This is a genomic window from Limosilactobacillus gorillae (assembly GCF_001293735.1).
Taxonomy (GTDB): domain Bacteria; phylum Bacillota; class Bacilli; order Lactobacillales; family Lactobacillaceae; genus Limosilactobacillus; species Limosilactobacillus gorillae.
Window position 1 is genome coordinate 26,196 of the sequence record NZ_BCAH01000007.1, and the last position, 21,637, is coordinate 47,832.

Genomic DNA, 21,637 nt, shown 5'->3' on the forward strand with positions numbered 1-21,637 from the left:
TACTTGGACGCCCGTTTTAGTTTCTTTTCACCAGTAAATCCCACAGTGCTTGGCCGGGGGTGGAGAGAATTCGGTTGGCCCGGGTGGCAACGGAAACGAAAAATTCCGGAGCACCGGGGTCCAGCAGGGGGATGGTGATTAGGTTATCACTAGGATCGATGGCCAGGGTTGTTAAAAACCCGATTCCGGCGTTTTTAGCGACTAGGGTCTTCAAAACGTGGACGTCGTGGGTTTCAAAGGCAACTTTGGGCCGGATACCAGCGGTACGAGTGGCCTGCTTGAAGGCCTGGGCGTGTACGTACTCGTCAGCCAGGGTAATGAAGCGTTCATGGGTGAGTTCCTTGAAGTGAACCCCGGTAGTTCGGGCCAAGGGATGGTTGGGAGCAACAATAATCTGAAGCGGGGCCTTGGTAATCACCTGGGTCAAAAAGGCATCCTGGTGCAAAGGGGTGAGCGATCCCAGCAGGGCGATGTCGATAACCCCTTTTTGAAGCAGTCTGGTTAACTCGCTGGAGCCGTGGTCATCAACTTCCAGGCGTTGCAAGAGCCCGGCGTCTAACAGGGCCGGAGTATAAGCTGGAAAGAAGTAGTTACCAATGATGGGAGGCAGGCCAAAGTGGATCCGATCCTGTTTAGCCCGGGTGAGTTCCAGGTGGGCAACCTCAAGCTCACTTAGGATGGTTTGAACGTGACGGTCAAACTGTAATCCCCCGGGAGTAACGGTTAGTTCGTGATGAGACTGGCTTCGGATGAAAAGCGGCGCCCCGACATCATTCTCAAGCCGTTGGATAGCCATTGTGATCGTTGGCTGGGTAACCCCAAAGTGGTCGGCAACTTTAGAAAAATTTTTGTGAATTACCAGGTCATGAAAATAACGTAACTCCTTAATATTCATGCTTGATCCCTTCTCCCTTAACGGTTTTCTTTTATCATATCAATAAAATTAATTAGCTTCCATAAGTTTGACTATCACAAGGCCACCAGACTATGATCGACCACGATGAGAGAAGAAAGTTAATTTAAAGTGAAAGGACCACGAGAAAAATGGTTAGTGGATATGAATTGCTAAACAACCCCTTCTTGAACCGGGGGACGGCCTTTACAACGGAGGAACGCAAGCAGCACGGTCTGTTAGGGCTTCTGCCGCCGCGGGTCAAGACGATTAATGAACAGGCAGACGAAATGTACGCCCTCTACCAAAAGAAGGGAACTCTGATTGAAAAGCGCCACTTTTTGATGGAAATTTTCAACAACAACCGGACCCTCTTCTTTAACCTGATGGAAAAGCACATTAACGAGTTTATGCCGATCGTGTATGATCCGGTGATTGCCGAGGCAATTGAACAGTATAATGAACGCTTCATGAAACCCCAGGACGCAGCGTACCTGACGGTTGATCACCCGGAAGATAACCGAACGATCTTAAAGAATGCTGCCGCAGGGCGTGACATTCGCCTGGTTGTGGTGACCGACGCCCAGGGAATCCTCGGTATTGGCGACTGGGGAGTTAACGGGGTCGACATCGCCGTGGGCAAGCTAATGGTTTACACGGCCGCTGCTGGTATCGACCCGGCCCAGGTCCTGCCAGTTTCGATTGATGCTGGGACCAACAACCAAGAGCTTTTAAATGATGATGACTACCTAGGCAAGCGCCACGACCGGATCGAAGGGGCGCAATACTTTGACTTCATTGATCATTTTGTTGATGACGTGGAGACCCTTTTCCCAAAGAGCCTCCTGCACTTTGAAGACTTTGGCCGGGGAACGGCCGCTAAGATTTTGGATAAGTACCAAGACAAGATCTTGACCTTTAATGACGACATTCAAGGGACCGGGGTGATCGTCTTAGCCGGGATCCTCGGTGCCCTGAAGATCACCAAGGAAAAGCTAGTCGACCAGACCTTCTTGAGTTTTGGGGCCGGAACAGCCGGAATGGGAATCGTTAAAATGTTGTGTGAGGAGTTAGTTCGTCAAGGTCTCAGCCCTGAGGAGGCTAAAAAGCACTTCTACCTGGTTGACCGCCAGGGGCTTTTGTTCGACGACACCCCAGGCTTGACCCCGGAGCAAACCCGCTTTACCCGTAAGCGGGATGAATTTAAAGACGCCGATCAATTAACCACCTTAGCAGCGGCAATCAGGGCTGTTCATCCTACGGTAATGGTTGGTACATCAACGGTTCACAACGCCTTTACGGAAGAAGTAATCAAAGAGATGGCAGCCCACACTAAGCGGCCGATCATCTTTCCAATTTCTAATCCAACCAAGAAAATTGAGGCAATGCCAGACGATATCCTAAACTGGTCGGACGGCCGGGCCTTAGTGGCCACCGGGATCCCCACCCCAGCAGTTGACTACCAGGGGATCAAGTACGAAATTGGTCAGGCCAACAATGCCCTAATCTACCCTGGGGTTGGCTTCGGGGCCCTTGCTGTTCAGGCGAAGAAGATTAATGACAACATGCTGGCCGCTGCCGCGCACGCTTTAAGCGAGCTGGTTAACGGCGAGCAGGCTGGGGCAGCGGTTTTACCGCCGGTTGATAAGCTGACTGACTTCTCAAGGAAGGTGGCTGAGGCGGTGGCCCAGTCGGCGATTGACCAGGGCTTGGCTTCACCAGGAATTACGGATGCCAAGGAGGCGGTTGCAGCCTTTACTTGGCAGGCTGAATATAAGCCGCTTGAAGAAGAACTAGCTAAGTTTAATTAAATTTCAAAACTAAAAAAGGATCCGACTACTCAAGATTGAGCGGTCGAATCCTTTTTTTTAATAAAGAATTAGTGAAGAAAAGCTGGCTAATTCTTATTTGCTTGCTGAAGCATCAGTGTCAACTTCCGGCTCTTCCGGAGCGTCTTCACTGGCGCTGGCACTGGCGTCCATCGCCGGTGCTTGGGTTGCTGGTGCTTGACTTACTGGTGCCGGTGTTGTTGACGTCTCTTCTTCGGTGCTAGAAGCGCTGGCCTCGGTGTCAGCAGCCACTGGTTCGGCTACTGGTTTGGTGCTGGTCTCTTCCTTGGCGCTAGCATTAGCGTTAGCGTCGACCTTGCTGTTCGGGTCGTCAACTAGCTTTTGGCCGGTCATTTCCAGATACTTCTTAACCACTGGCCAGAAGTCAAAGACGATTTCGTTGATCCCGCGGTAGACGTTCTCATCGTCATGGATGGCTTGGTAATTGTTAACAACCCACTTGACGTTCTTCTTGTCGACTGGTTCGGCCAGTTGGAATAGATCGGTCTTGCCGGTCCGCAGGGTGTGGACAACCTGCTTAACGTGGTCGTGGACGTTGCGAACATCAGGGTGAACCACTGACATTGGCGAACCCGGTTGTTGTGGCGTCCGGGAGGCAAACATCTTAGAAGCTGGTGCTTTGTGGTTGTAGTAAAGGAACTGGTTATTGTCGTCAACGTAGGTTAATTCGGCCGGAATGGACTTTAAGAACCAGTTGATTTGGTCAACGGTTAAGACCCCGGCATCGAGCTTAACGTAGTCCTTGCCGGAAGCGGCGTTGGTAATTTTAGCGGCCTTTTCAACCCAATCTGGGTCGCCTGGCTTAACCCCTTCAATGGTGGTGTCAGTCTTACCAGAGGCAGTCAGGTCTTCGTTTTTGTAGGCATCGGCTGGTTCCGGCCCCTTTAAGGCCTTCAGGACGTTAACCCACTTGGAGAACTTTTCAAGCAGGTTGGCTAGGCGGTTAACCGTACCGCCGTCCTTCAAGTTGCCGTCCTCGTCAAAGGCGTCGCGGACGTTACCGAGTAGGAATTCGTTACCCGGCATTACCAGGGCGTTAACCCCCGGTGCTTCTAAGATTTCGCGCAGATCCAATTGGGCCCGGGATGACCCTTGGGTAAAGTAAGACGCCCCAACGATCAGGACCGGCTTGTCCTCTAGCGGGTGGATTTTGTATGAGAGCCATTCGATCGTGGACTTCAAGGCCGCGGTCGTAGTGTGGTTATGTTCTGGCGTAGCCATGATAACCCCATCGGCATTTTCGATCCGGTGTTTTAAGTATTGAACGGCCATCCCGTTAGTTTGGTCGTTATCCTCGGAAAACATCGGGACATCCTTAATGGAAACCACTTCAATGTCGGCAAGGTTATTGAAACGGTTAGCAATAAAGGTCATTAATTTACGGTTGTATGAATCTTCGGCGATTGAGCCGACAATCCCAACTAACTTCATGCGTGAGTTCCTCCTCAGTTTATAAGTCGTTCTTCAAATCGGAGTTACGGATGTCTTGCATCACGTGCTCGCGGTCGTACACCAGGTTCTTGTTGACGTCCACAAAGGTGGCGAAATCTTCAAACAGGCCGTCTAAGCGGGCAATCAGGGCGTCTTCCTTTAGATGACCTTCCTCATCAAAGGCCTGCAGAGAGTGGCCAACCATGTATTCTGATGATGGCATGATTCGTGCAGATAATTCCGGGGAGTCTAACATTTGGCGTAACATCAGTTGGGCCCGCGAAGTTCCCAGCATCCCGTAAGAAGCTCCGGTAATCATGACCGGCTTGTCGGCAAACGGGTGGATCCCATAGGAGAGCCATTCCAGAGCGTTCATCAAGACAGCTGGGACCCCGTGGTCGTATTCAGGGGTGGAAATAATAACCCCATCGGATGCATCAATTTTCTTAGCCATTTCGGTAACCCGTTCTGGTACCGAGCGGTCCGGGGTCTTGTAAAAGACTGGCAGGCCGCCAATATCCATCAGTTCAATTTCGGCCTCGTCGGCGAAGTGTTCCTTGATGAACTGCAACAAACGGCGGTTGGTGGAGCCTTGACGGTTGGTCCCAGCAATCCCAATGTAGTGCTTCATATGATCAAATCCTCTCATTTCAGTTTGCTCACTTGTTAAAGGGCTAACAAATCACCCTTATTTTGACATAAATTTGAAATAAAATCAATTGATGATAATTATTTTTAAAGTTACAGGTGACTTGGGGTCACTAAGTACCAATGGCCTAGCCAAAATTAATGGATTTAACTTCTATGAAAACGGCATCATCACGGGTTTTATAAAGGCGCAGTAAAGTTGATGAAAATCAACCTAGGCAATAAATTACGGGTTAAAATAAGCAAAATTTATAATTACTGGACGGTTTGACTATAAGTTGGTGGGGGGATTATTGTATAACTGTTAGCAAATGTGTAACATTTCACAATAACTAAAAAAACACAATTTGGAGGACGAAAATCATGCCACAATTCCGGACTGAAGAAGACACCTTAGGACCCGTTCAAATCCCGCAAGAAGCGCTTTGGGGCCCTCAAACTGAACGCAGCCGTCACAACTTCCCAACTGGCCAATTTATGCCGCTAGGGATCATTCGTGCGCTGTTGAACATTAAGAAGGCGGCCGCCCAGGCTAACCTGGAATTAGACCAGATTGACAAGGACAAGGGAACGCTGATTATCGAAGCCATCGACCAACTGCTCGCCCTGTCCGATGAAGACCTGCGCAAGGACTTCCCGCTCAAGGTTTACCAAACTGGTTCCGGGACCCAAACTAACATGAACACCAACGAAGTAGTAGCTAACCTCGCTGGTCGCCTGAACCCGGATGTGACCGTCCTGCCAAACGACGACGTTAACAAGGGTCAATCCTCCAATGACGTTTACCCAACGGCAATGAACATTGTCGCTGTTGAAGCCTTGGACAACCTTTTGCCAGCTGTCCAACACCTGATTGATGAACTTAAGGCTAAGCAGGAAAAGTACTGGCACGTCGTTAAAGTTGGTCGGACCCACCTGCAAGATGCCACTCCGTTAACCTTTGGCCAAGAAGTTTCTGGTTACGTGGCGGCCTTGGAACACGACCGGGACTACCTAAAGCAGCTGCAACCAACCCTTTTGGAACTGGCTATCGGGGGAACGGCCGTTGGGACCGGACTGAACGCCGCTCCAGGGATGCCAGAAAAGATCGCTGAAAAGGTGTCCGCCGTTTACGGCCACGAATTCACGGTTAAGACTAACAAGTTCTTTGGTCTGGCTAACCACTCCGGCTTAAACGTGGTTCACGGGGCCCTGAAGGCTTTAGCCGCTGACATGTTTAAGATTGCCCAGGACGTACGTTTCTTGGCTTCTGGTCCGCGGGCCGGTTACGGTGAATTGAACATTCCGGCTAACGAACCGGGCTCATCAATCATGCCAGGGAAGGTTAACCCAACCCAAGCCGAAGCCGTAACGATGGCAGCGCTGCGGGTCTTTGGTAACGACACGGTGGTTTCAATGGCTGCCAGCCAAGGGAACTTTGAAATGAACGTTTATAAGCCGGTTATGATCGACGCCTTCTTGGAATCCGCCGACCTCTTAACCGGGACGATTACTGGCTTTGCTGACAAGATGATTGCCGGACTAACGGTTAACGACGCCCGGATGAAGGAATTGCTAGACAACTCCCTAATGACGGTAACGGCGCTTTCGCCATACATCGGCTACCACGATGCTGCTAAGATTGCCCAGGCCGCTGACAAAGCCGGCTCAACCTTGAAGGAAGCGGCCTTAAAGTCCGGTAAAGTAACCGAAGAACAATACGACGAATGGATGAACATGTTAAAGATGACCAACGTCGATAAGCAAGACTAGGAGGAAAAGATGGGCGAAAAATATCAACCACGTTCGGCAAGTGAATTGAAAGAACGTTACGATACGGTGATCATCGGGTCCGGGGGTGCTGGTTTGACGGCCGCCATTCAGGCCCATGAACTTGGCCTTTCAGTGGCTGTCTTGGAAAAGGAAGAGGGCCTCGGGGGTAACACCAACCGGGCCTCATCCGGGATGAACGCCGCCGAAACCAACGTTCAGCTTCACCACGGCGTTATCGATAACGTTGGCTCCTTTTACCGGGAGACTTACCAGGATGGGGGCCGCTTAAACGATAAGGACCTCCTGGGTTACTTTGTCCACCACTCCGCTTTAGCCATTGACTGGCTGGCTGACCACCAGATTAAGTTGGAAGATGTCACGATTACCGGGGGGATGTCGGTAATGCGGACCCACCGGCCAGCTTCATTAGCTCCGATCGGTGGCTTCCTGGTTAGCGAACTACTTCGGGTGGCTGGCCAAGAGGGGATCGACGTCTTTAACAAGACCAAGGTCACTAAGCTCTTAAAGGATGATAACGGTACGGTCAACGGGGTCGAAGTTGAATTTGCCGGGGGGACCAAGACGATAGCGGCTAACAGCGTCATCCTGGCCACCGGGGGCTTTGGTGCTTCTAAGGAATACATGAAACGCTACCGCCCAGACCTGATTGATTACAAGACCACCAATCAGCCAGGGGCTACTGGGGACGGCCTGAAGCTTGGCGAAGACGTCGGGGCGCAACTGGTTCAAATGGACCTGATTCAGGTACACCCAACCGTTCAACAAGACAACCCGCACGTTTACCTGATTGGGGAAGTTGTTCGAGGCGAAGGGGCCATTTTGGTTAACGCCAAGGGCCAACGCTTCGTTAACGAGTTAAACACCCGTAAGATTGTTTCCAACGCAATCACGGCGTTGCCGGAACACTCTGCTTACCTGATCTTTGACCGGGGAATCCGGGACCGGGCCAAGGCGGTCGAATTCTACGACAAGGTTGGCCTAGTGGTTTCCGGTGAAACGATCGAGGAGCTGGCCACTAAGCTGAAGATGGACCCGGCTACTTTGGAAAAGACGGTTGCCACCTGGAACAAGGCGGTTAAGGACCATGACGACCAAGAATTCAACCGAACAACCGGGATGGATCGTGATATTTCCAAACCAGGCTTTTACGCCATTCACATCGCTCCGGCCATCCACTACACAATGGGGGGATTGCACATCAACACCCGTACTGAAGTCCTGGATGGCAACGGTAACGTGATTCCTGGCCTGTTTGCGGCCGGTGAAGTTGCCGGTGGTCTGCACGGGAACAACCGGGTTGGAGGTAACTCAATCGCAGAAATTGTGATCTTTGGTCGCCAAGCCGGTCAACAAGTTGCCCTATACCAACAAAAGAAGCAATAAGCGAAAAAAGAGAAAAGAGAATTGATTAGGGAAAAGTAAATGAAGAATTTAGAAAGAGTTAATTACCGGGGCTTTATTTGGCCGGTAATCGTGGGGGTCATTCTATGGCTGCTCACACCAATGAAACCAGCTGCCGTTCCCGTTGCCGGCTGGCACATGTTTGCTCTCTTTGTAGCAACAATTATTGCCTGCATCACTCGGCCCCTGCCGATTGGTGGGGTATCAATCCTTGCGTTTGCCTTGACTGTTTTAACCGGGACCCTACCGATGGACAAGGCAATCTTGGGCTTCGGGAACAGTTCAATTTGGATGATCGCAATGGCCTTTTTCATTGCCCGGGGCTTTATTAAAACCGGGTTGGGCCGGCGAATTGCCTTAACCTTTGTCCGCATCTTTGGGAAAAAGACACTGGGCTTGGCTTATTCCTTGATCGGGGTGGACCTGATCATGGCTCCGGCCACTCCTTCAAACACTGCCCGGGCTGGTGGGGTCTTATACCCCATCATCAAGTCCTTGGCCCAATCCTTTGGTTCCGACCCTAAGGATGGCACAGAACGCAAGATCGGTTCCTTCTTGATCTTTGCTGAATACCATGGTGACATGATCACCGCCGCCATGTTCATGACGGCCATGGCCGCCAATCCCTTGGTACAAACCCTGGCCAAATCAAGCCACGTCAACATCAGCTGGGGGAGCTGGTTCCTAGCCGCCCTGGTTCCGGGGATCATTTCCTTGATCGTCGTTCCGTGGTTAATCTACAAGCTGTATCCGCCTGAAATCAAGGAAACGCCTAACGCTAAGCAGTGGGCGGAAAAGGAACTGGCTGACATGGGTAAAATGACCCTGCCCGAAAAGCTAATGGCCGTGATCTTCGTGATCGCCCTGGTCCTCTGGATGACTGGAAGCTTAACCAAGATCGATGCCAGCCTAGCCGCCTTCATAACCCTGGGCTTGCTCTTGATCGTTGGGGTCCTGAGCTGGACCGATGTCCTGCACGAAACCGGGGCTTGGAACACCTTGACCTGGTTCTCCGTTCTGGTTATGATGGCCGGTTCCTTAACCACCTTAGGCTTTATTCCATGGCTTTCTGAAAGCATTGGGAGCATGCTTCACGGGATGAACTGGTTTGTGGTTTTGATCATTGTAATTGTCTTCTTCTTCTACAGTCACTACCTTTTTGCCAGTTCTACGGCCCACGTGACGGCGATGTACTCCGCACTGTTAGCGGTTGCCATCTCTGCTCATGTTCCACCAATGCTGGCTGCCTTGTTGCTTGGGTTCTTCGGAAACTTGAACGCTTCGACGACCCACTATGCTTCTGGTCCAGCACCAGTTTTGTTCGGTTCGGGTTACGTTCCGCAAAGCAAGTGGTGGTCGTTGAACCTAGTCCTCGGGATCTTCTACCTGGTTGTTTGGATCGGGGTCGGAAGCCTGTGGATGAAGGTTCTGGGTATGTGGTAGTTACCTTTACCTAAAATCGAATAATACCGTAATTAAACAGCCTGGGGCGCCCGTAAGTAACGAACGCTCCAGGCTGCTTTTACGTTTAAGGAACTGAATTGTGATAAAATTTCTAACTAAAGGGGGAACGCCCATATGAATACGCGCGATTTGCAATACTTTACGGCGGTAGTGGAAAAGAAAAACTATACCCAGGTTGCCGGCCAGTTTGGGGTCGCCCAGCCCACCGTCACTCAGGCCATCCAGCGGCTGGAGCGGGAGTTTGGCGCCCAACTGGTCGACGTGGCCCGGGGGAGACGCGGGATGAGGATTACCCGGGCCGGGCAATTACTCTACCAGGCTGCTGATCGGATCAATAATCAGCTCGACCTCGCCCAAAAATCGATTGCCCAGGCCGCTCGCGGCGATATTCGCTTTGGACTACCACCAATCATTGGTAAGATTTACGTACCAGGTTTGGTCAAAAACTGCCCGCCCGACCTCTTATCGTGTTTACGGATTACCGACCAGGGATCGGGCGAGCTGATGCGGCTGTTGAAGGATGGTCAGATTGACATCGCCGTTTTGGGTTCCATTGCTCCGATCAATGAACCGGGCCTCTTTGTCGATCGGGTCGCCCAGCGTCCTTTCACCGTGGTAGTTAGTGAAGATAACCCGCTGGCCAAGAAAAAACGGGTGGCCTTTAGTGACTTAGCTAACGAACGTTTCATCAATTACAGCGATCAGTATGTTCACCGGGCAGCCTTTGACGCATACTGTGACGCGGCCCGGGTCCGTCCGGAGGTCACCCTCTACCCGCTACCCAACATCTCCTGGATCAAGGAGCTGGTTCGCCAAAACCTTGGGATTAGCCTAATTGTTTTGGATGCGGTCAAAGATGAACCGGGAATTGTCTCGTTAACCTTGACTGACGTGGCTCCGGTCAGCTTCTTCATTTCGGTGGCCACCCGTGAGGGCTACGTTTTAAGCGAAGACGAACAGATGCTGGTTAACGCCTTAAAGCACCTTGAACTATTTGGGGTGGACTAATTACGCCTACACAAGTTGAACCGATCCTCCTATAATAAGACTTAATTTCTGGCCTTCATGGTCATATGAGGAGAATTAGAGACAATGGACAAAGAACAAACGGTGGGGAAAGACTACCACCACCACATGCAGATTCCGTGGCAAGATTTTGTGGAAGATGATAACGTCACCCCGGCTAAACAGGCCCCGTTGGTCGAACGGTCAATGATCGTCGGCCGGGTAGGACTGATGATTCTGGCATGTGGGACCGGGTCCTGGCGTGTCCGTGATTCAATGAACGTGATGGCCCGGACCCTGGGGCTGACCTGCTCAGCTGACATTGGACTGGTGTCGATTGAATATACCTGCATTGATGACAATCACAGTTACACCCAGGCAATCTCGTTACCAACCACTGGGGTCAACACGACCCGTTTGAATGCCCTGGAGAAGTTTGTTAAGGAGATCGAACGAGGGAGCCACGAATGGACGATTGCCGAAATCGACCGGCGCCTGACCAAAATCGAACAGATGAAGGGCAATTACCGCCCCTACCAGGTAGCCCTGGCGGCTGCTGTAGCCTGCTCGGCCTTCGTTTTCTTGCTGGGGGGTGGCCCGGTTGAAATGTTGTGCTCCTTTATTGGGGCCGGGAGTGGTAACTTTGTCCGGCGTAAGATGATCGATCGCCACATTACCCTTCTGGCCGGCGTGGCGGTTTCCGTGGCGGTGGCCTGTCTGTTATACCTAATCCCCTTCATGGCTTTACAAAACCTCTTTGGTATCAATGTGCACCACGAGGCTGGTTATATCGGGGCCATGCTCTTTATCATCCCTGGTTTTCCCTTTATCACATCGGGATTGGATTTGGCTAAGCTAGACATGCGCTCGGGATTAGAGCGAGCGACCTACGCCCTTTTAATCATCACCGTCGCCACGCTGGTTGGTTGGCTAGTGGCCTTGATGGTTCACCTACAGCCAGGTAACTTTGCGGCCCTCCCCCTAAACAAGTGGCAGCTCTTACTCTTACGATTACCCGCCTCCTTTTGCGGAGTCTTTGGCTTTTCGATTATGTTTAATTCCTCCCCTAAGATGGCGGCCACGGCGGGAGTGATCGGGGCATTAGGAAATACCCTTCGGTTAGAGCTGGTTGACTTTGGGATGGCCGGGGGACCGGCGGCCTTCATTGGAGCACTAGTCTGCGGTTTGTTGGCCGCGGTTGTTCGTAACCGGGTTGGTTACCCGCGGATCGCAATTACAATTCCCTCCGTGGTGATTATGGTGCCCGGGTTGTATATGTATCGGGCGGTCTACAACCTTGGCCTCCAGTCGATCCACAGCGGGGCAAATTGGATGACCCAAGCAATGCTGATTATATTTTTCTTACCGCTTGGCCAGGTAGCCGCCCGGGTTTTGACGGATACCAAGTGGCGTCATAACGGTTAAAGGGGGTTGTGGACATGCAAATTAAATACCCCGCAAAATTATTAGCTCAGGTGGAAGAGGCGGTCAAGGATCGGCCCCTGACCGGCTTTGTGGCCGGAGCAGGGCCAAAGCACCCAACCGTGATGCTGATTGGCGAGGCCCCGGGGCGGAGTGAAACCGATTCAAGGGTTCCCTTCAGTGGGACCTCAGGTAAGGAGTTAATGAAGCTGATTGAAGGGGTTGGCCTATCGCGAGAAACGGTCCACATCACTTCAGTGGTCCGCAAGCGTCCCTATTCAATTAAGGTGGTTACAGACAAAAAGACCGGTGAAAAGGTCGAAAAACGACCTAACCGGACGCCAACCAAACGGGAGGTACTGGCCTTTGGTCCGCTTTTTGATTGGGAGTTGGCCACCGTGGCCCCCAAAGTGTTGGTTCCGCTGGGTAACAGTAGCCTACAACGTCTGCTGGGCCCCGGGGCGAAGATTGGTGAATTACATGGTCAGGTTCTCCACCGACCGGTTCTGGTGACCAAGCCTGATGGGACGGGCTATCAAATTGGAACTAGGGATTACTACATCGTTCCCATGTACCACCCGGCTGCCTTTTTGTATGCCCGGCGCCTAGAACCAACCGTCCAGGCTGACTGGCAGGAATTCGGTAAGTGGCTCAAAAAGATGGCTTTTCTGCCATGTGAAAAGGGGGTGTGACAGCTTGTCACGACCCCTTTTTTATGACCACCCAAAGTTGGGATTTTTTAGCCCGTGCCCTTTACCAAAACTTAACGGGGAAACGCTAACGGCCGGGCGTTATTCCGTGTTAGGATCTTAATAAAGATGAGTGAGAGAACGAACGGACACAGAATTTACTTTGAAGGGGAACTTGAATGATGAGGAACGTTAAGAGGCGCTACTTTGACGGCCAGTTGGCTCGTGGAATTGTGGCGAGCATTAAGACCAGTTTAACGGAGGCCACTAAGTGTGGTCATCATCGTTCTCGACAGGCGACGATCACCGAAATGGCGATCCGGGTGTCGGGATTTAAAAAGATGCTTTCCACGCCGGCAAAACTTGCTGACGCTCTACAAACAACGGCTGTAGAAAATGAACAGCCACTGCGTCTGCCTGCCGATGTTAAGATAACGGTGCCGGTCAAGGAAGTAACAATAGCAAATAGTCAGTGTTTTATTCTGAATGCAGGGCTGCATGAACGCCCCGTCATCGTGTACTTGACCGGGGGTGCCTTTTTTAAGCGCCCCTTAAAGGAGCACTGGAGCTTTTTGGACCGGTTGGCCAGGGTGACGGATGCCGAGGTAATCGTTCCAATCTACCCCCAATTACCGAGCTACACGGTTGACGATGCTTACAACATGTTAAAGCAGCTCTACAATGACGTCTACACCCGGGTACCAGTCAGCCGAGTCACGATGATGGGGGATTCGGCTGGGGCCGGCTTGGCGACTGGCTTTTGCGAGTACTTGGGGGAGCGGGGACTCCCCCAACCTGGCCACTTGATCCTGCTCTCACCCTGGCTGGACATTGATCTGGCCAACCCCCAGGTTAGTGATTACGAGGAGAAGGATGTTACCTTAAATGCTAGTGGCCTGCGCCAGCTTGGCGCCATGTGGGCGGGAAAACGCGATCACCGTGACTGGCGGGTGAGCCCCCTGTATGGTACCCTATCGCCTTTGCGTGATGTGACGATCTTTGTCGGAACCGAAGAGATCATGTACCCAGACGCAATGGACTTTGCCCAGCGACTACGTGAACAACACGTACCGGTGACCACTCACATCGGGCGCAGCCTCTTTCACATTTACCCAGTTTACTCATCACCAGAAAGTACTCAGGCCCTCAAAGTGGTTCAAAGGATTGTTAACTGATAGAAAGAAGGAAGTTTGATGACAAAAGTTGCGGTAATGATCGCCCCGGGGTGTGAGGAGATTGAGGCTCTGACCCCAGTTGATGTTTTCCGGCGCCTGGGAATTGAAACCATCATGATTGGTTTAGATGACCGTCAGGTAATGGGGGCCCACCAAATCAACCTAACCTGCGATACAAGCTTGGCCGAGGTCGGTAGTGGTTTGCTTAGTTATGATTGCGTGGTCTTTCCTGGTGGATCAGGTGGGGCCCGAGCCTTGCGCGATAATGATCAGCTGATGGAATTGATGCAACAGCGTCAAAGATCCGGGGCCTGGAATGCTGCCATGTGCGCCGCACCAATTGCCTTTGCCCGCTATGGCCTCTTGGATAATCACGACTACACCTGCTACCCAGGGGTTGACCAAGAGATCACCCAGGTGGCACCAAGTGGCCGCTTCCACGAGGACATCACGGTGGTTGACGAAGGGGGTAAGTTGATTACCAGCCGGGGGCCAGCGACTGCCCTAGCCTTTGCTTACTGCATTGCCGGTGTCTTAGGTGTTGACCCTAGCGAGGTTAGCCACCAGATGCTGTACCCATACTTGCTGAGCCAAAACCACTAATAATACAAAACGCGGATGAAGCTACCACGACTTCATCCGCGTTTCTTCACTTTATTAACGTTGTTTCCACCATATCATCAGTGGGTGGCGGTCAACTTGGTGATCGGCACGTTGGTTAACCACTGAGACTAGGGCAATCATTGCGGCCAATAGGGAATTCTTCTTACGGTAGACGGTGTAACGGGAATGCCACTCGCTGACGTACTTATTCTTGTAGCGGCGCAGCCCTTGAAAGCCGTAGAGATTAGTTCCGTATTCGTAGATAAAGTGAGCTGCTCGCTCTTCGGTAAAGGAGTAGCGGGTTTCACCAACGTTGGCCAGTGGTGCCATCCCAAGGTCGAAGTAGGTATAACCTTGTTCCTGGCCGTACAGGAAGAGGGAAACAAAGATCATATCCATGATCCCCGATGGGGCGGCGTGGGAGTGACGCATTAAATCAATCGTCAAGATCTCCTTGCCCCCAGTTGGCATTAAGGTGGCAAAGGCGACTAGCTTACCGTCCTTGTCGTCAACTAGGGCAACTGGGGCGGTGTTGATATAGTCTGGTGAAAAGAAGCCTAGCGAGAAGCCCTTTTCGACTTGGTCGCCCAGCCAGTCATCAGAAACGGCCCGCATTTCCTTCATTAGTTCATCAGAAAACGGCGGTTCAACGATTGAAAACTGGTAGCCCTCGCGCTCAAACTTATGCATCAAGGCCCGCTGAGAACGCTGCCTTTTGCCGGCCAAAGTGAAGTCGGCAAGTTTAACTAACCCATCTTCGCCGGTCTTTAAGAAGTCAAAGCCAAACTCGTGCAGAAGCATTGTTAACTTGCTGTCGACCTCGTAAAAGACAAGTTGGTAACCGTAGTGGTCAGCCTCGTCCAAAAAGGCCAGGCTAGCTTCTTGGATGACTGACTGATCACCGACGGGGTTTCCCATCACAATCAGCTTATCGTACTTCCGGCGGTACATGAAGAAGAGGCGGTCATGGCCGTCAACCTGGTAGAAGTAGAGGTTCTTATCCCTTAAGAAGGCTAAGTGGCTGGTTTCGTTGCCACCAAATTCCTCAATTAGGGCGTTGATCCGGTCAACCGGTAGTTTTTGTTCACCAGTAAAGGGATCGGGTCCGGAGGTAAAGTAGTAAATAATTAAAAACATGATCGAGATCCCAATCAAGATTCCAATGAGACCGGACAGCCACACCTTTTCCCCCGGAAAGAGTAGAAAACTTGGAACGGTATGCTTAGCGACGTAGGTTGGATTATTGACCAGGCCGACGATAACATAGAGGATGATTGCGCCGGCGTAAATGAAGCTATCCAGGGTAAACTTACCCAGTGAGTACTGGAGCTTTTTGCGGTATAAGACGTGGCGCATCGAAAGGGTCAGGACAAACAGGACTGCCAAGAAGATGGTTAGGCTCAGCGTCCCTAAGTACCAGAGGGTGTTGACGATCCCAATCACGAGCAGGACCAGCGCCGGCCAGTAGGCTTTGGCGACCTTAGCCTGAATCCCCCGGGCGCAGGCTAACAGGGCGATGGCAAAGGCGACCGTCGTCAGCTGGTGCAAAAAGAAAAAGGTAAAGGGATAGACTTGCTGCAAGAACTTATTGTTGTCAGTTAGGTCTGGGACCGAAGCGGCTAGAAGCATCAAGATCCCAGAGCCGTACATGAAGGTGGTAACCACCAAATGGGCAACCTGACGCCCGGCTGCCTGGGGGAGGTGGTTAAAAAAATTGTCTAATTGAATCCAGAGGTGGTGGACAAAGAAGACGCCCGCTAAGACGAGGGGGATTAAGTAGTAAAAGACCCTAAACAAGACCAGCCAGACAACGGTGGTGGCGTGGGGGACCCCCAGCATAACCAGCTCGACCATCATCATTAGATCAAAGGAGCCCAGTGCCCCCGGTAGCATTGAAACAACCCCCAGGACCTGGGCAACCACGTAGAGGGGAAAGACAGCCACGAGGTTAACGTGGACACCCATCATGGCCCCGACTAGGATAAAGAAGAGTGAGACTCCCAACCACTCCAGGATGGAAGAGGTGATGATCAGGGCTTCCAGTTTCCAGGAGAGGTCAGCAAAGAGGCTTTTGGACTTCCAACGGGTCACGGCAAAAACTGCTGGGAAGTACAATCCACCTCCGACTAGCCAGATGGCGTAGCGGTTGAAGTGGCCTCCCTGATGGAAGCCAAACATAATGATCAGGGCAACCCAGCACATTACCGACAGGCCGGCCACCAGGAAGATAGCGATCTTAGCAATGGCGTTCAAGATTTGCTTTTTGCTGGCTTGCTGACCGTAAAAGGTGGCGCGCAAGGAGGCGCCCAGGAGCCCACCGAAACCAGCCACGTTGGTTAGGGTGTTGGTGACCCAACCGCTTCTAATGATGTGACCAACTAAAAACTTCCCCGGTAAGAGGTGGGTAATTGCGACATCATAACCCAGCATCGGAACCACGGCGAGGATTCCACCAGCCGTCAGGATTCCGATCGTTGAGGGCGAAAGCGAGCTTAGCCCGTCGCTGACCCGGTTCCAGTCTACGTCGTGCAGGAAACTAGTTAAAGAAGTAATTACGAATATAATTACAGAAATTATAAAGATAACCTTTAAGTAGCGTGAATAGCGTCCCCAAAGGGTCTCAACTTGACTAATCAGGTGACTCATGTTTTTCCTCCTATTTACTTACATTATACCGGGGAATGGGGAAAGGGAGCTCATTTTTTAAACAAAAAGTGAAAAAATGGTTGACGGTACCGGACCGCTCCCGTATACTATTATTTGTTGTTAAATGGTCCGTTGGTCTAGCTGGTTAGGACGCATCCCTGTCACGGATGAGATCACGAGTTCGAGTCTCGTACGGACCGTATATAATTACGAGAAACTGGGTCTTCGGATCCAGTTTTTTTGTGTCAGAAAAGGAGTCATTATGGAAAACACATGGGTCTACCAGGGCCAAGAGCCAATTAAAATTAAAACCTTCTTACACTCGCTAGGGATGGGGCACCGTCTCTTCAACGACATAAAAAACGGGGCCGGTGAGTTTCAAGTTGACCACCGTCGGGTGCGTCCAACTACCAAGGTCTTGCCCAATCAACCGCTGACCGTGACGGTTCAACCGGAACCTAGTGATTCGAGTGTGGCGGTTTCCGAGGAGCCGCTAACGATTGTCTACGAAGATGCTAACTGGCTGGTGGTTGATAAGCCGGTGGGAGTCGCATCAGTGCCAGGGCCCCATGTGGCTAATGGATCGATTTTAAACCGGGTCAAGGGTTACCTGATTGCTAACGATTCGATTGATCAGCGCCCCCACTTAATTACGCGTCTGGACCGCGACACGGCAGGCTTACTTTTGGTAGCCAAGCACAACGTAGCTTCGAGTATGATCAGTCCCCAGGTGGAGGGGCACACGATGCAAAAGGAATATCGGGCCATTGTAACTGGAACCCTTGAACAAGATCACGGGATGATTGACGCTCCGATCGCCCGGGTCAAGGGTCAGGTTGAACGCGAAATCAGTGAAGACGGCCAGCCGGCGTTAACCGAGTTTTGGGTTGAAGAAAGCCGGGGACCGTGGTCACTGGTGCGTCTACGCTTGCATTCCGGGCGGACCCACCAGATCCGAGTTCACATGAGCAGTATCGGGCACCCCCTCTTGGGTGACCACCTATACGGGGGTGATCTGAGTATGACCGATCACCAGGCACTTTATGCCAATCACCTGGCATTCACCGATCCATTTACTCAAACGGACCTGGCTTTTGACGTTGAAATGCCAGCGGACTTTAAGACCTTATGGAATGGGTTAGTATAAATTTTATTCGTTAACATTAAGTATTCTTCAACAAAAAACTACTCTAACCACAAAAAGGGACCCCCAAAAGCGGAGTCCCTTTTTGTGTTAGTTGACTTATTTTAGCATTTGGCTGATGACGGTTGCTTCCGCACTCTTGAGAGCGGAAGCCTGAAGTGCAGCTTGTTCCGTTGTACTCATGGTTGGGTTGGCTGCTAACTTAGCGGTTAGTTCTTCATTAACTAGGGCGCTAACTTTAGCTTTCATTTCAGCCTGGGCAGTGGTGTTTTTCATTAGAGCTTGTAACTTGGTTGCCTGGGTGCTGGAAAGAACCAGCCACTGGTTATTGATGTTAAAGGTGTAGCTAACCTGGTCAACCTCGTTATTATCGCTTAAGATACCAAACATCAACTTGGAAAAGCCATCCTTATAAACCCAACGCTTGGTTTTCTTGACCACTGTTGCATTAGTAGCGTCAGTCCTTTTAATCGTTGAAGTTGTATTTGCCGCCACTCGAGTAGTCGTCGTCTTTTTAGCGTTAGGGTCAGTCTTATAGACGTAGACTTTTTCGTTGCCAGACCCGAGTTGCTTGTAAATTAAGATGTCGAGTTGCTTATTTGGTGAAGCAAGGGTAGAGGTGGTTGTTGTCGTTTCAAGCTTCATCCCCATGTGGCGATTATCGTGGAGCACAAAGGAGACGATTGAAAAGACTAGGACAGCCAGACTGATCAAAGACCAAATCGTCCGGCCCGGCATCTTTTGCCAAACGGCAGTGAAAAGGTAAAAGGCAATCGTTGATAGTAATACTAAGATGATGATCATTGCTTAGGCCCCCTTCTGTTGCTTTAAGGCGATTTCGCGAGCCCGGTTCCCGTTCTTCAAGAAGAAGGCGAGAATTAAGGAGATTACGGCAAAGAGGGCCGCAACCATAAACGCGGCGTGGAAACCAGCCAGCGTAGCGTTAGTGTAGTGGTCCTTGTAAGACAGCGGCGCCCTTTCCAATAGGGCGTGGCTTGGCTTTTGCATGTTAGTAACGTTGGTTAACACGGTCGTCATAACGGCGGTCCCAATTGAACTCATTGTCTGACGGAAGGTGTTGTTAACGGCCGTTCCGTGAGCCATTTCCGTAATTGGTAAGACGTTCATCCCGGAGGTTGTCACTGGCATGAAGACCATCGAGACCCCAAATAGGCGGATAGCGTAAAAGACAACGATTGAGATAACCGGCGTGTTCTTCGTCAGGGTTAAAAACGGTACCGTTCCAATGATCAAGAGGGTCAACCCGGTGATCGAAAGGAAGCGCGCCCCGTAGCGGTCAAATAGTCGCCCAGTCACTGGTGACATTAGCCCCAGCATCAGGGCCCCTGGTAGCATCATCAATCCGGAGTGGAAGGCTGATTCGCCACGGATATTTTGGATGTAAAGCGGCAAAAGCATTTCGACCCCGACCATGGCTAGGTTAACGACACTGGACAAGACGGCCGCTAGGGTAAACTCACCATACTTAAAGACGGTCAGGTCTAAGAACGGATCGTCCAAGTGAAGCTGACGGTGGGCAAAGAGGATGATGAAGATAATCCCGATAATAATGCAGGATAAGACCAGGGTGTCACCCCAGCCCCGATCAGAGGCTTCTGAGACCCCGTATAATAGTCCCCCAAACCCAACGGTTGAGGTGATAATTGACCAGATATCCATTGGCTGTTGGTGAACCTTCAAGACCGGTTTCATGTAAACCAGGGCCAGAGCGATCACGATTACAATTGCCGGGATCATGATCCCAAAGAGGTCCCGCCAGGACCAATTATCAACAATTAGTCCGGACATGGTTGGTCCAACGGCAGGGGCCAGCCCCATGGCGATTCCAACCACCCCCATGGCGGCGCCTCGCTTTTCTGGCGGGAAAATTGATAACATAACGGTCTGGTTTAACGGCATTGAAACTCCGACCCCGATCGATTGAATTACCCGTCCGGTGAGGAGGAGACCAAAGTTTGGAGCGGTAAAGGCAATGATCGTCCCGATTAAAAAGGTCGTCATTGCTGATATGTACATTACCCGCGAGTTGAGCTTGTTGATCAACCAGGCCGAGATCGGAATCATAATCCCGGTCACAAGCATGAAGCTGGTTGTTAGCCACTGAACGGTTGAAGTGGAGATGTCAAAGGAACGCATGATAGCGGGGTAAGCGGTCGCTAAGAAGGTTCCAGTTAACATGGTGAAGAAGGAACCAATGGTCAGCACAGCAACCAAGATTGCTCGGTTGTAGGGCTTGCCATTGATGTCCATTGGTTGCTGATTGGACTGCAAGATAAAGCCTTCTTTCTTATTATCTAGTAAATTTCAAACAGAGATAAATGTAGCCCTTTTGGTTATCTTTGTCAAATAATTTGACAAAGATTTCAAAAAATATGATAATAATTCTGTTTTAAATTAGAGAGGGAGGGAAAATGGTGTCGTTAACGTCAATCTATCGCAAGCAGTTTGCTAGTGCTAACTTACGGATCAGCATGAGCGAACTGGCGGAGGCAACGGAGGTTTCACCTAGTCAATTACGCTACTGGGAACGAAAGGGGTATATCCATTCTGAACAGTTCCAGGAGAATTCAAGCCACAAGTATCGCTTAACGACGCTCTTTCAGGTGATGGGGATTAAGTACTTCTTGGACGAAGGCTTTACCCTGCCAATTGCGGTGGCTAAAGAAGAAGAAAAGCGTAACCAAATGAAGGACTTCCAGCGTTTTATCGTTGACCGAATCTTTGACCTGGAGGACACTCGGGAGGGAACCCGTATTGATCTGGGACCGCTGACCGATAATCCGCAAATGTCAGTTGAGGCCCTGGTTAAGGAAGAAGATCACGTTGAGTTACGCTTATATGACACAAAATAATTACGCCCTTTCCGACACCAGTCAGCTTAAAAAGTGCTACCCTTAATTAAGTAGAAAAATACTGAATATGGGGAAAGGAAGTCTAAACTGTGCAAGAAGATGCAAGCTTTGATGAACTGAGTCAAGAGGCCGCCACGGTGGCGCTAGAAGGGTTTGTCCCCTTTTACGTGGCCCGTTTTAAAAATGATGATTTGGAAATTATTGCGGCGCTGGCGGATGACCGCTTAGTGGCCGAAGTTAACCATGTTCTCGCCGAAAATCGGCGGGGGACGATTGACCAAGACACCGCCATTAGTTTGAAGATGTCGCGGGCCTCTTACCAGGGGATCTTGCGCGCCCTTGACATGACCTATGACCAAGCGGGATTTCCGAAAAAACCGTGGGCGCAGTGGTATGCTGAGCATCACGCTAAGTTGATTAAGGAAAACTAATTTGCAAGGGCTGTAACAAAGTTCTCTTCGGTTACCCAAAAGTCCGGTAGTTCGTAAAAAACGAACTGCTGGGCTTTTTTATTTAGCGGGGGATTTGCTTAGGCTTAGGCAAGGGATCTAACTAGGATTCACCAGACACATGTGGTAAACTAATCATAGTTTATTACGGACGAAAAAATAACGAAAACTG

The 21,637-nt window shown here is 50.9% G+C and carries 17 protein-coding genes, 1 tRNA gene and 1 pseudogene; 13 read left to right on the forward strand and 6 right to left on the reverse strand.

From position 1 onward, the window contains the following. Window positions 1–16: 16 nt before the first annotated feature. Entirely contained in the window at window positions 17–895 is an 879-nt protein-coding gene (locus tag AOQ57_RS01180; RefSeq protein ID WP_093624400.1) for a LysR family transcriptional regulator, read from the reverse strand. 146 nt (window positions 896–1,041) lie between these two features. Between AOQ57_RS01180 and AOQ57_RS01185 the strand changes: the two are divergent. Beyond that, a pseudogene (locus AOQ57_RS01185) lies at window positions 1,042–2,703 on the forward strand (malolactic enzyme); the annotation flags it as partial. 93 nt (window positions 2,704–2,796) lie between these two features. On the opposite strand, the gene AOQ57_RS01190 reads toward AOQ57_RS01185, so the two are convergent. Together AOQ57_RS01190 and AOQ57_RS01195 are read right to left on the reverse strand one after the other, a co-directional pair. After that, window positions 2,797–4,173: an NADPH-dependent oxidoreductase gene (locus tag AOQ57_RS01190; protein WP_093624404.1), complete on the reverse strand. Its 1,377-nt coding sequence runs from the start codon at window positions 4,171–4,173 to the stop codon at window positions 2,797–2,799. Between the two features lie 19 nt (window positions 4,174–4,192). Next, window positions 4,193–4,804 (reverse strand): NADPH-dependent FMN reductase, encoded by a 612-nt coding sequence (locus AOQ57_RS01195; protein WP_093624406.1) that lies wholly within the window; start codon window positions 4,802–4,804, stop codon window positions 4,193–4,195. Between the two features lie 380 nt (window positions 4,805–5,184). Here AOQ57_RS01195 and AOQ57_RS01200 point away from each other — a divergent pair, with 380 nt between their 5' ends. The 8 genes from AOQ57_RS01200 (at window position 5,185) to AOQ57_RS01235 (ending at window position 14,353) form a co-directional block, all read left to right on the forward strand. Then, window positions 5,185–6,573, forward strand: a complete 1,389-nt coding sequence (locus AOQ57_RS01200) for a class II fumarate hydratase (RefSeq protein WP_093624408.1) — start codon at window positions 5,185–5,187, stop codon at window positions 6,571–6,573. A gap of 9 nt (window positions 6,574–6,582) precedes the next feature. Beyond that, window positions 6,583–7,977: a flavocytochrome c gene (locus tag AOQ57_RS01205; RefSeq protein WP_093624410.1), complete on the forward strand. Its 1,395-nt coding sequence runs from the start codon at window positions 6,583–6,585 to the stop codon at window positions 7,975–7,977. 39 nt (window positions 7,978–8,016) lie between these two features. Further along, window positions 8,017–9,438, forward strand: a complete 1,422-nt coding sequence (locus AOQ57_RS01210) for an anion permease (RefSeq protein WP_093624412.1) — start codon at window positions 8,017–8,019, stop codon at window positions 9,436–9,438. A 135-nt stretch (window positions 9,439–9,573) separates the two neighbouring features. Next, on the forward strand, window positions 9,574–10,467 hold the full coding sequence (locus AOQ57_RS01215; protein ID WP_093624414.1) for a LysR family transcriptional regulator: 894 nt from the start codon (window positions 9,574–9,576) through the stop codon (window positions 10,465–10,467). Between the two features lie 84 nt (window positions 10,468–10,551). Then, complete coding sequence (locus AOQ57_RS01220; protein WP_093624416.1) at window positions 10,552–11,889, forward strand: threonine/serine exporter family protein; 1,338 nt, start codon at window positions 10,552–10,554, stop codon at window positions 11,887–11,889. 14 nt (window positions 11,890–11,903) lie between these two features. Then, on the forward strand, window positions 11,904–12,578 hold the full coding sequence (locus AOQ57_RS01225; protein WP_093624418.1) for a uracil-DNA glycosylase: 675 nt from the start codon (window positions 11,904–11,906) through the stop codon (window positions 12,576–12,578). Between the two features lie 176 nt (window positions 12,579–12,754). Next, window positions 12,755–13,750 (forward strand): alpha/beta hydrolase fold domain-containing protein, encoded by a 996-nt coding sequence (locus AOQ57_RS01230; protein WP_093624420.1) that lies wholly within the window; start codon window positions 12,755–12,757, stop codon window positions 13,748–13,750. A gap of 18 nt (window positions 13,751–13,768) precedes the next feature. Then, on the forward strand, window positions 13,769–14,353 hold the full coding sequence (locus AOQ57_RS01235) for a DJ-1 family glyoxalase III (RefSeq protein WP_093624422.1): 585 nt from the start codon (window positions 13,769–13,771) through the stop codon (window positions 14,351–14,353). A gap of 54 nt (window positions 14,354–14,407) precedes the next feature. On the opposite strand, the gene mprF is transcribed toward AOQ57_RS01235, so the two are convergent. Further along, window positions 14,408–16,999 carry a bifunctional lysylphosphatidylglycerol flippase/synthetase MprF gene (mprF, locus tag AOQ57_RS01240; protein ID WP_093624424.1) on the reverse strand — a complete coding sequence of 864 codons (2,592 nt, stop codon included), beginning with the start codon at window positions 16,997–16,999 and terminating at the stop codon, window positions 14,408–14,410. A gap of 126 nt (window positions 17,000–17,125) precedes the next feature. Here mprF and AOQ57_RS01245 point away from each other — a divergent pair. Then, window positions 17,126–17,199 (forward strand) — tRNA-Asp (locus AOQ57_RS01245). Between the two features lie 62 nt (window positions 17,200–17,261). Further along, window positions 17,262–18,146, forward strand: a complete 885-nt coding sequence (locus AOQ57_RS01250; RefSeq protein ID WP_093624426.1) for an RluA family pseudouridine synthase — start codon at window positions 17,262–17,264, stop codon at window positions 18,144–18,146. Window positions 18,147–18,242: 96 nt separating this feature from the next. On the opposite strand, the gene AOQ57_RS01255 is transcribed toward AOQ57_RS01250, so the two are convergent. Together AOQ57_RS01255 and AOQ57_RS01260 are read right to left on the reverse strand one after the other, a co-directional pair. Beyond that, window positions 18,243–18,947 carry a DUF4811 domain-containing protein gene (locus AOQ57_RS01255; RefSeq protein WP_093624428.1) on the reverse strand — a complete coding sequence of 235 codons (705 nt, stop codon included), beginning with the start codon at window positions 18,945–18,947 and terminating at the stop codon, window positions 18,243–18,245. Window positions 18,948–18,950: 3 nt separating this feature from the next. Next, window positions 18,951–20,414, reverse strand: coding sequence for an MDR family MFS transporter (locus AOQ57_RS01260; protein ID WP_167336620.1), 1,464 nt, complete (start codon window positions 20,412–20,414; stop codon window positions 18,951–18,953). A gap of 161 nt (window positions 20,415–20,575) precedes the next feature. Here AOQ57_RS01260 and AOQ57_RS01265 point away from each other — a divergent pair, with 161 nt between their 5' ends. After that, window positions 20,576–21,016 (forward strand): MerR family transcriptional regulator, encoded by a 441-nt coding sequence (locus AOQ57_RS01265; protein ID WP_235788983.1) that lies wholly within the window; start codon window positions 20,576–20,578, stop codon window positions 21,014–21,016. Window positions 21,017–21,105: 89 nt separating this feature from the next. Continuing rightward, window positions 21,106–21,447: a hypothetical protein gene (locus tag AOQ57_RS01270; RefSeq protein ID WP_093624432.1), complete on the forward strand. Its 342-nt coding sequence runs from the start codon at window positions 21,106–21,108 to the stop codon at window positions 21,445–21,447. Window positions 21,448–21,637: the final 190 nt, after the last annotated feature.

Excerpts from the sequence above, each read along its gene's own strand:
- AOQ57_RS01215 (WP_093624414.1), top strand. The coding sequence starts at position 9,574 with ATGAATACGCGCGATTTGCAATACTTTACGGCGGTAGTGGAAAAGAAA.
- AOQ57_RS01255 (WP_093624428.1), bottom strand. The coding sequence starts at position 18,947 with ATGATCATCATCTTAGTATTACTATCAACGATTGCCTTTTACCTTTTC.
- AOQ57_RS01180 (WP_093624400.1), bottom strand. The coding sequence starts at position 895 with ATGAATATTAAGGAGTTACGTTATTTTCATGACCTGGTAATTCACAAA.
- AOQ57_RS01260 (WP_167336620.1), bottom strand. The coding sequence starts at position 20,414 with ATGGACATCAATGGCAAGCCCTACAACCGAGCAATCTTGGTTGCTGTG.
- AOQ57_RS01265 (WP_235788983.1), top strand. The coding sequence starts at position 20,576 with ATGGTGTCGTTAACGTCAATCTATCGCAAGCAGTTTGCTAGTGCTAAC.
- AOQ57_RS01190 (WP_093624404.1), bottom strand. The coding sequence starts at position 4,173 with ATGAAGTTAGTTGGGATTGTCGGCTCAATCGCCGAAGATTCATACAAC.
- AOQ57_RS01200 (WP_093624408.1), top strand. The coding sequence starts at position 5,185 with ATGCCACAATTCCGGACTGAAGAAGACACCTTAGGACCCGTTCAAATC.
- AOQ57_RS01250 (WP_093624426.1), top strand. The coding sequence starts at position 17,262 with ATGGAAAACACATGGGTCTACCAGGGCCAAGAGCCAATTAAAATTAAA.
- AOQ57_RS01195 (WP_093624406.1), bottom strand. The coding sequence starts at position 4,804 with ATGAAGCACTACATTGGGATTGCTGGGACCAACCGTCAAGGCTCCACC.
- AOQ57_RS01220 (WP_093624416.1), top strand. The coding sequence starts at position 10,552 with ATGGACAAAGAACAAACGGTGGGGAAAGACTACCACCACCACATGCAG.
- AOQ57_RS01210 (WP_093624412.1), top strand. The coding sequence starts at position 8,017 with ATGAAGAATTTAGAAAGAGTTAATTACCGGGGCTTTATTTGGCCGGTA.
- AOQ57_RS01235 (WP_093624422.1), top strand. The coding sequence starts at position 13,769 with ATGACAAAAGTTGCGGTAATGATCGCCCCGGGGTGTGAGGAGATTGAG.
- AOQ57_RS01225 (WP_093624418.1), top strand. The coding sequence starts at position 11,904 with ATGCAAATTAAATACCCCGCAAAATTATTAGCTCAGGTGGAAGAGGCG.
- mprF (WP_093624424.1), bottom strand. The coding sequence starts at position 16,999 with ATGAGTCACCTGATTAGTCAAGTTGAGACCCTTTGGGGACGCTATTCA.
- AOQ57_RS01205 (WP_093624410.1), top strand. The coding sequence starts at position 6,583 with ATGGGCGAAAAATATCAACCACGTTCGGCAAGTGAATTGAAAGAACGT.
- AOQ57_RS01230 (WP_093624420.1), top strand. The coding sequence starts at position 12,755 with ATGATGAGGAACGTTAAGAGGCGCTACTTTGACGGCCAGTTGGCTCGT.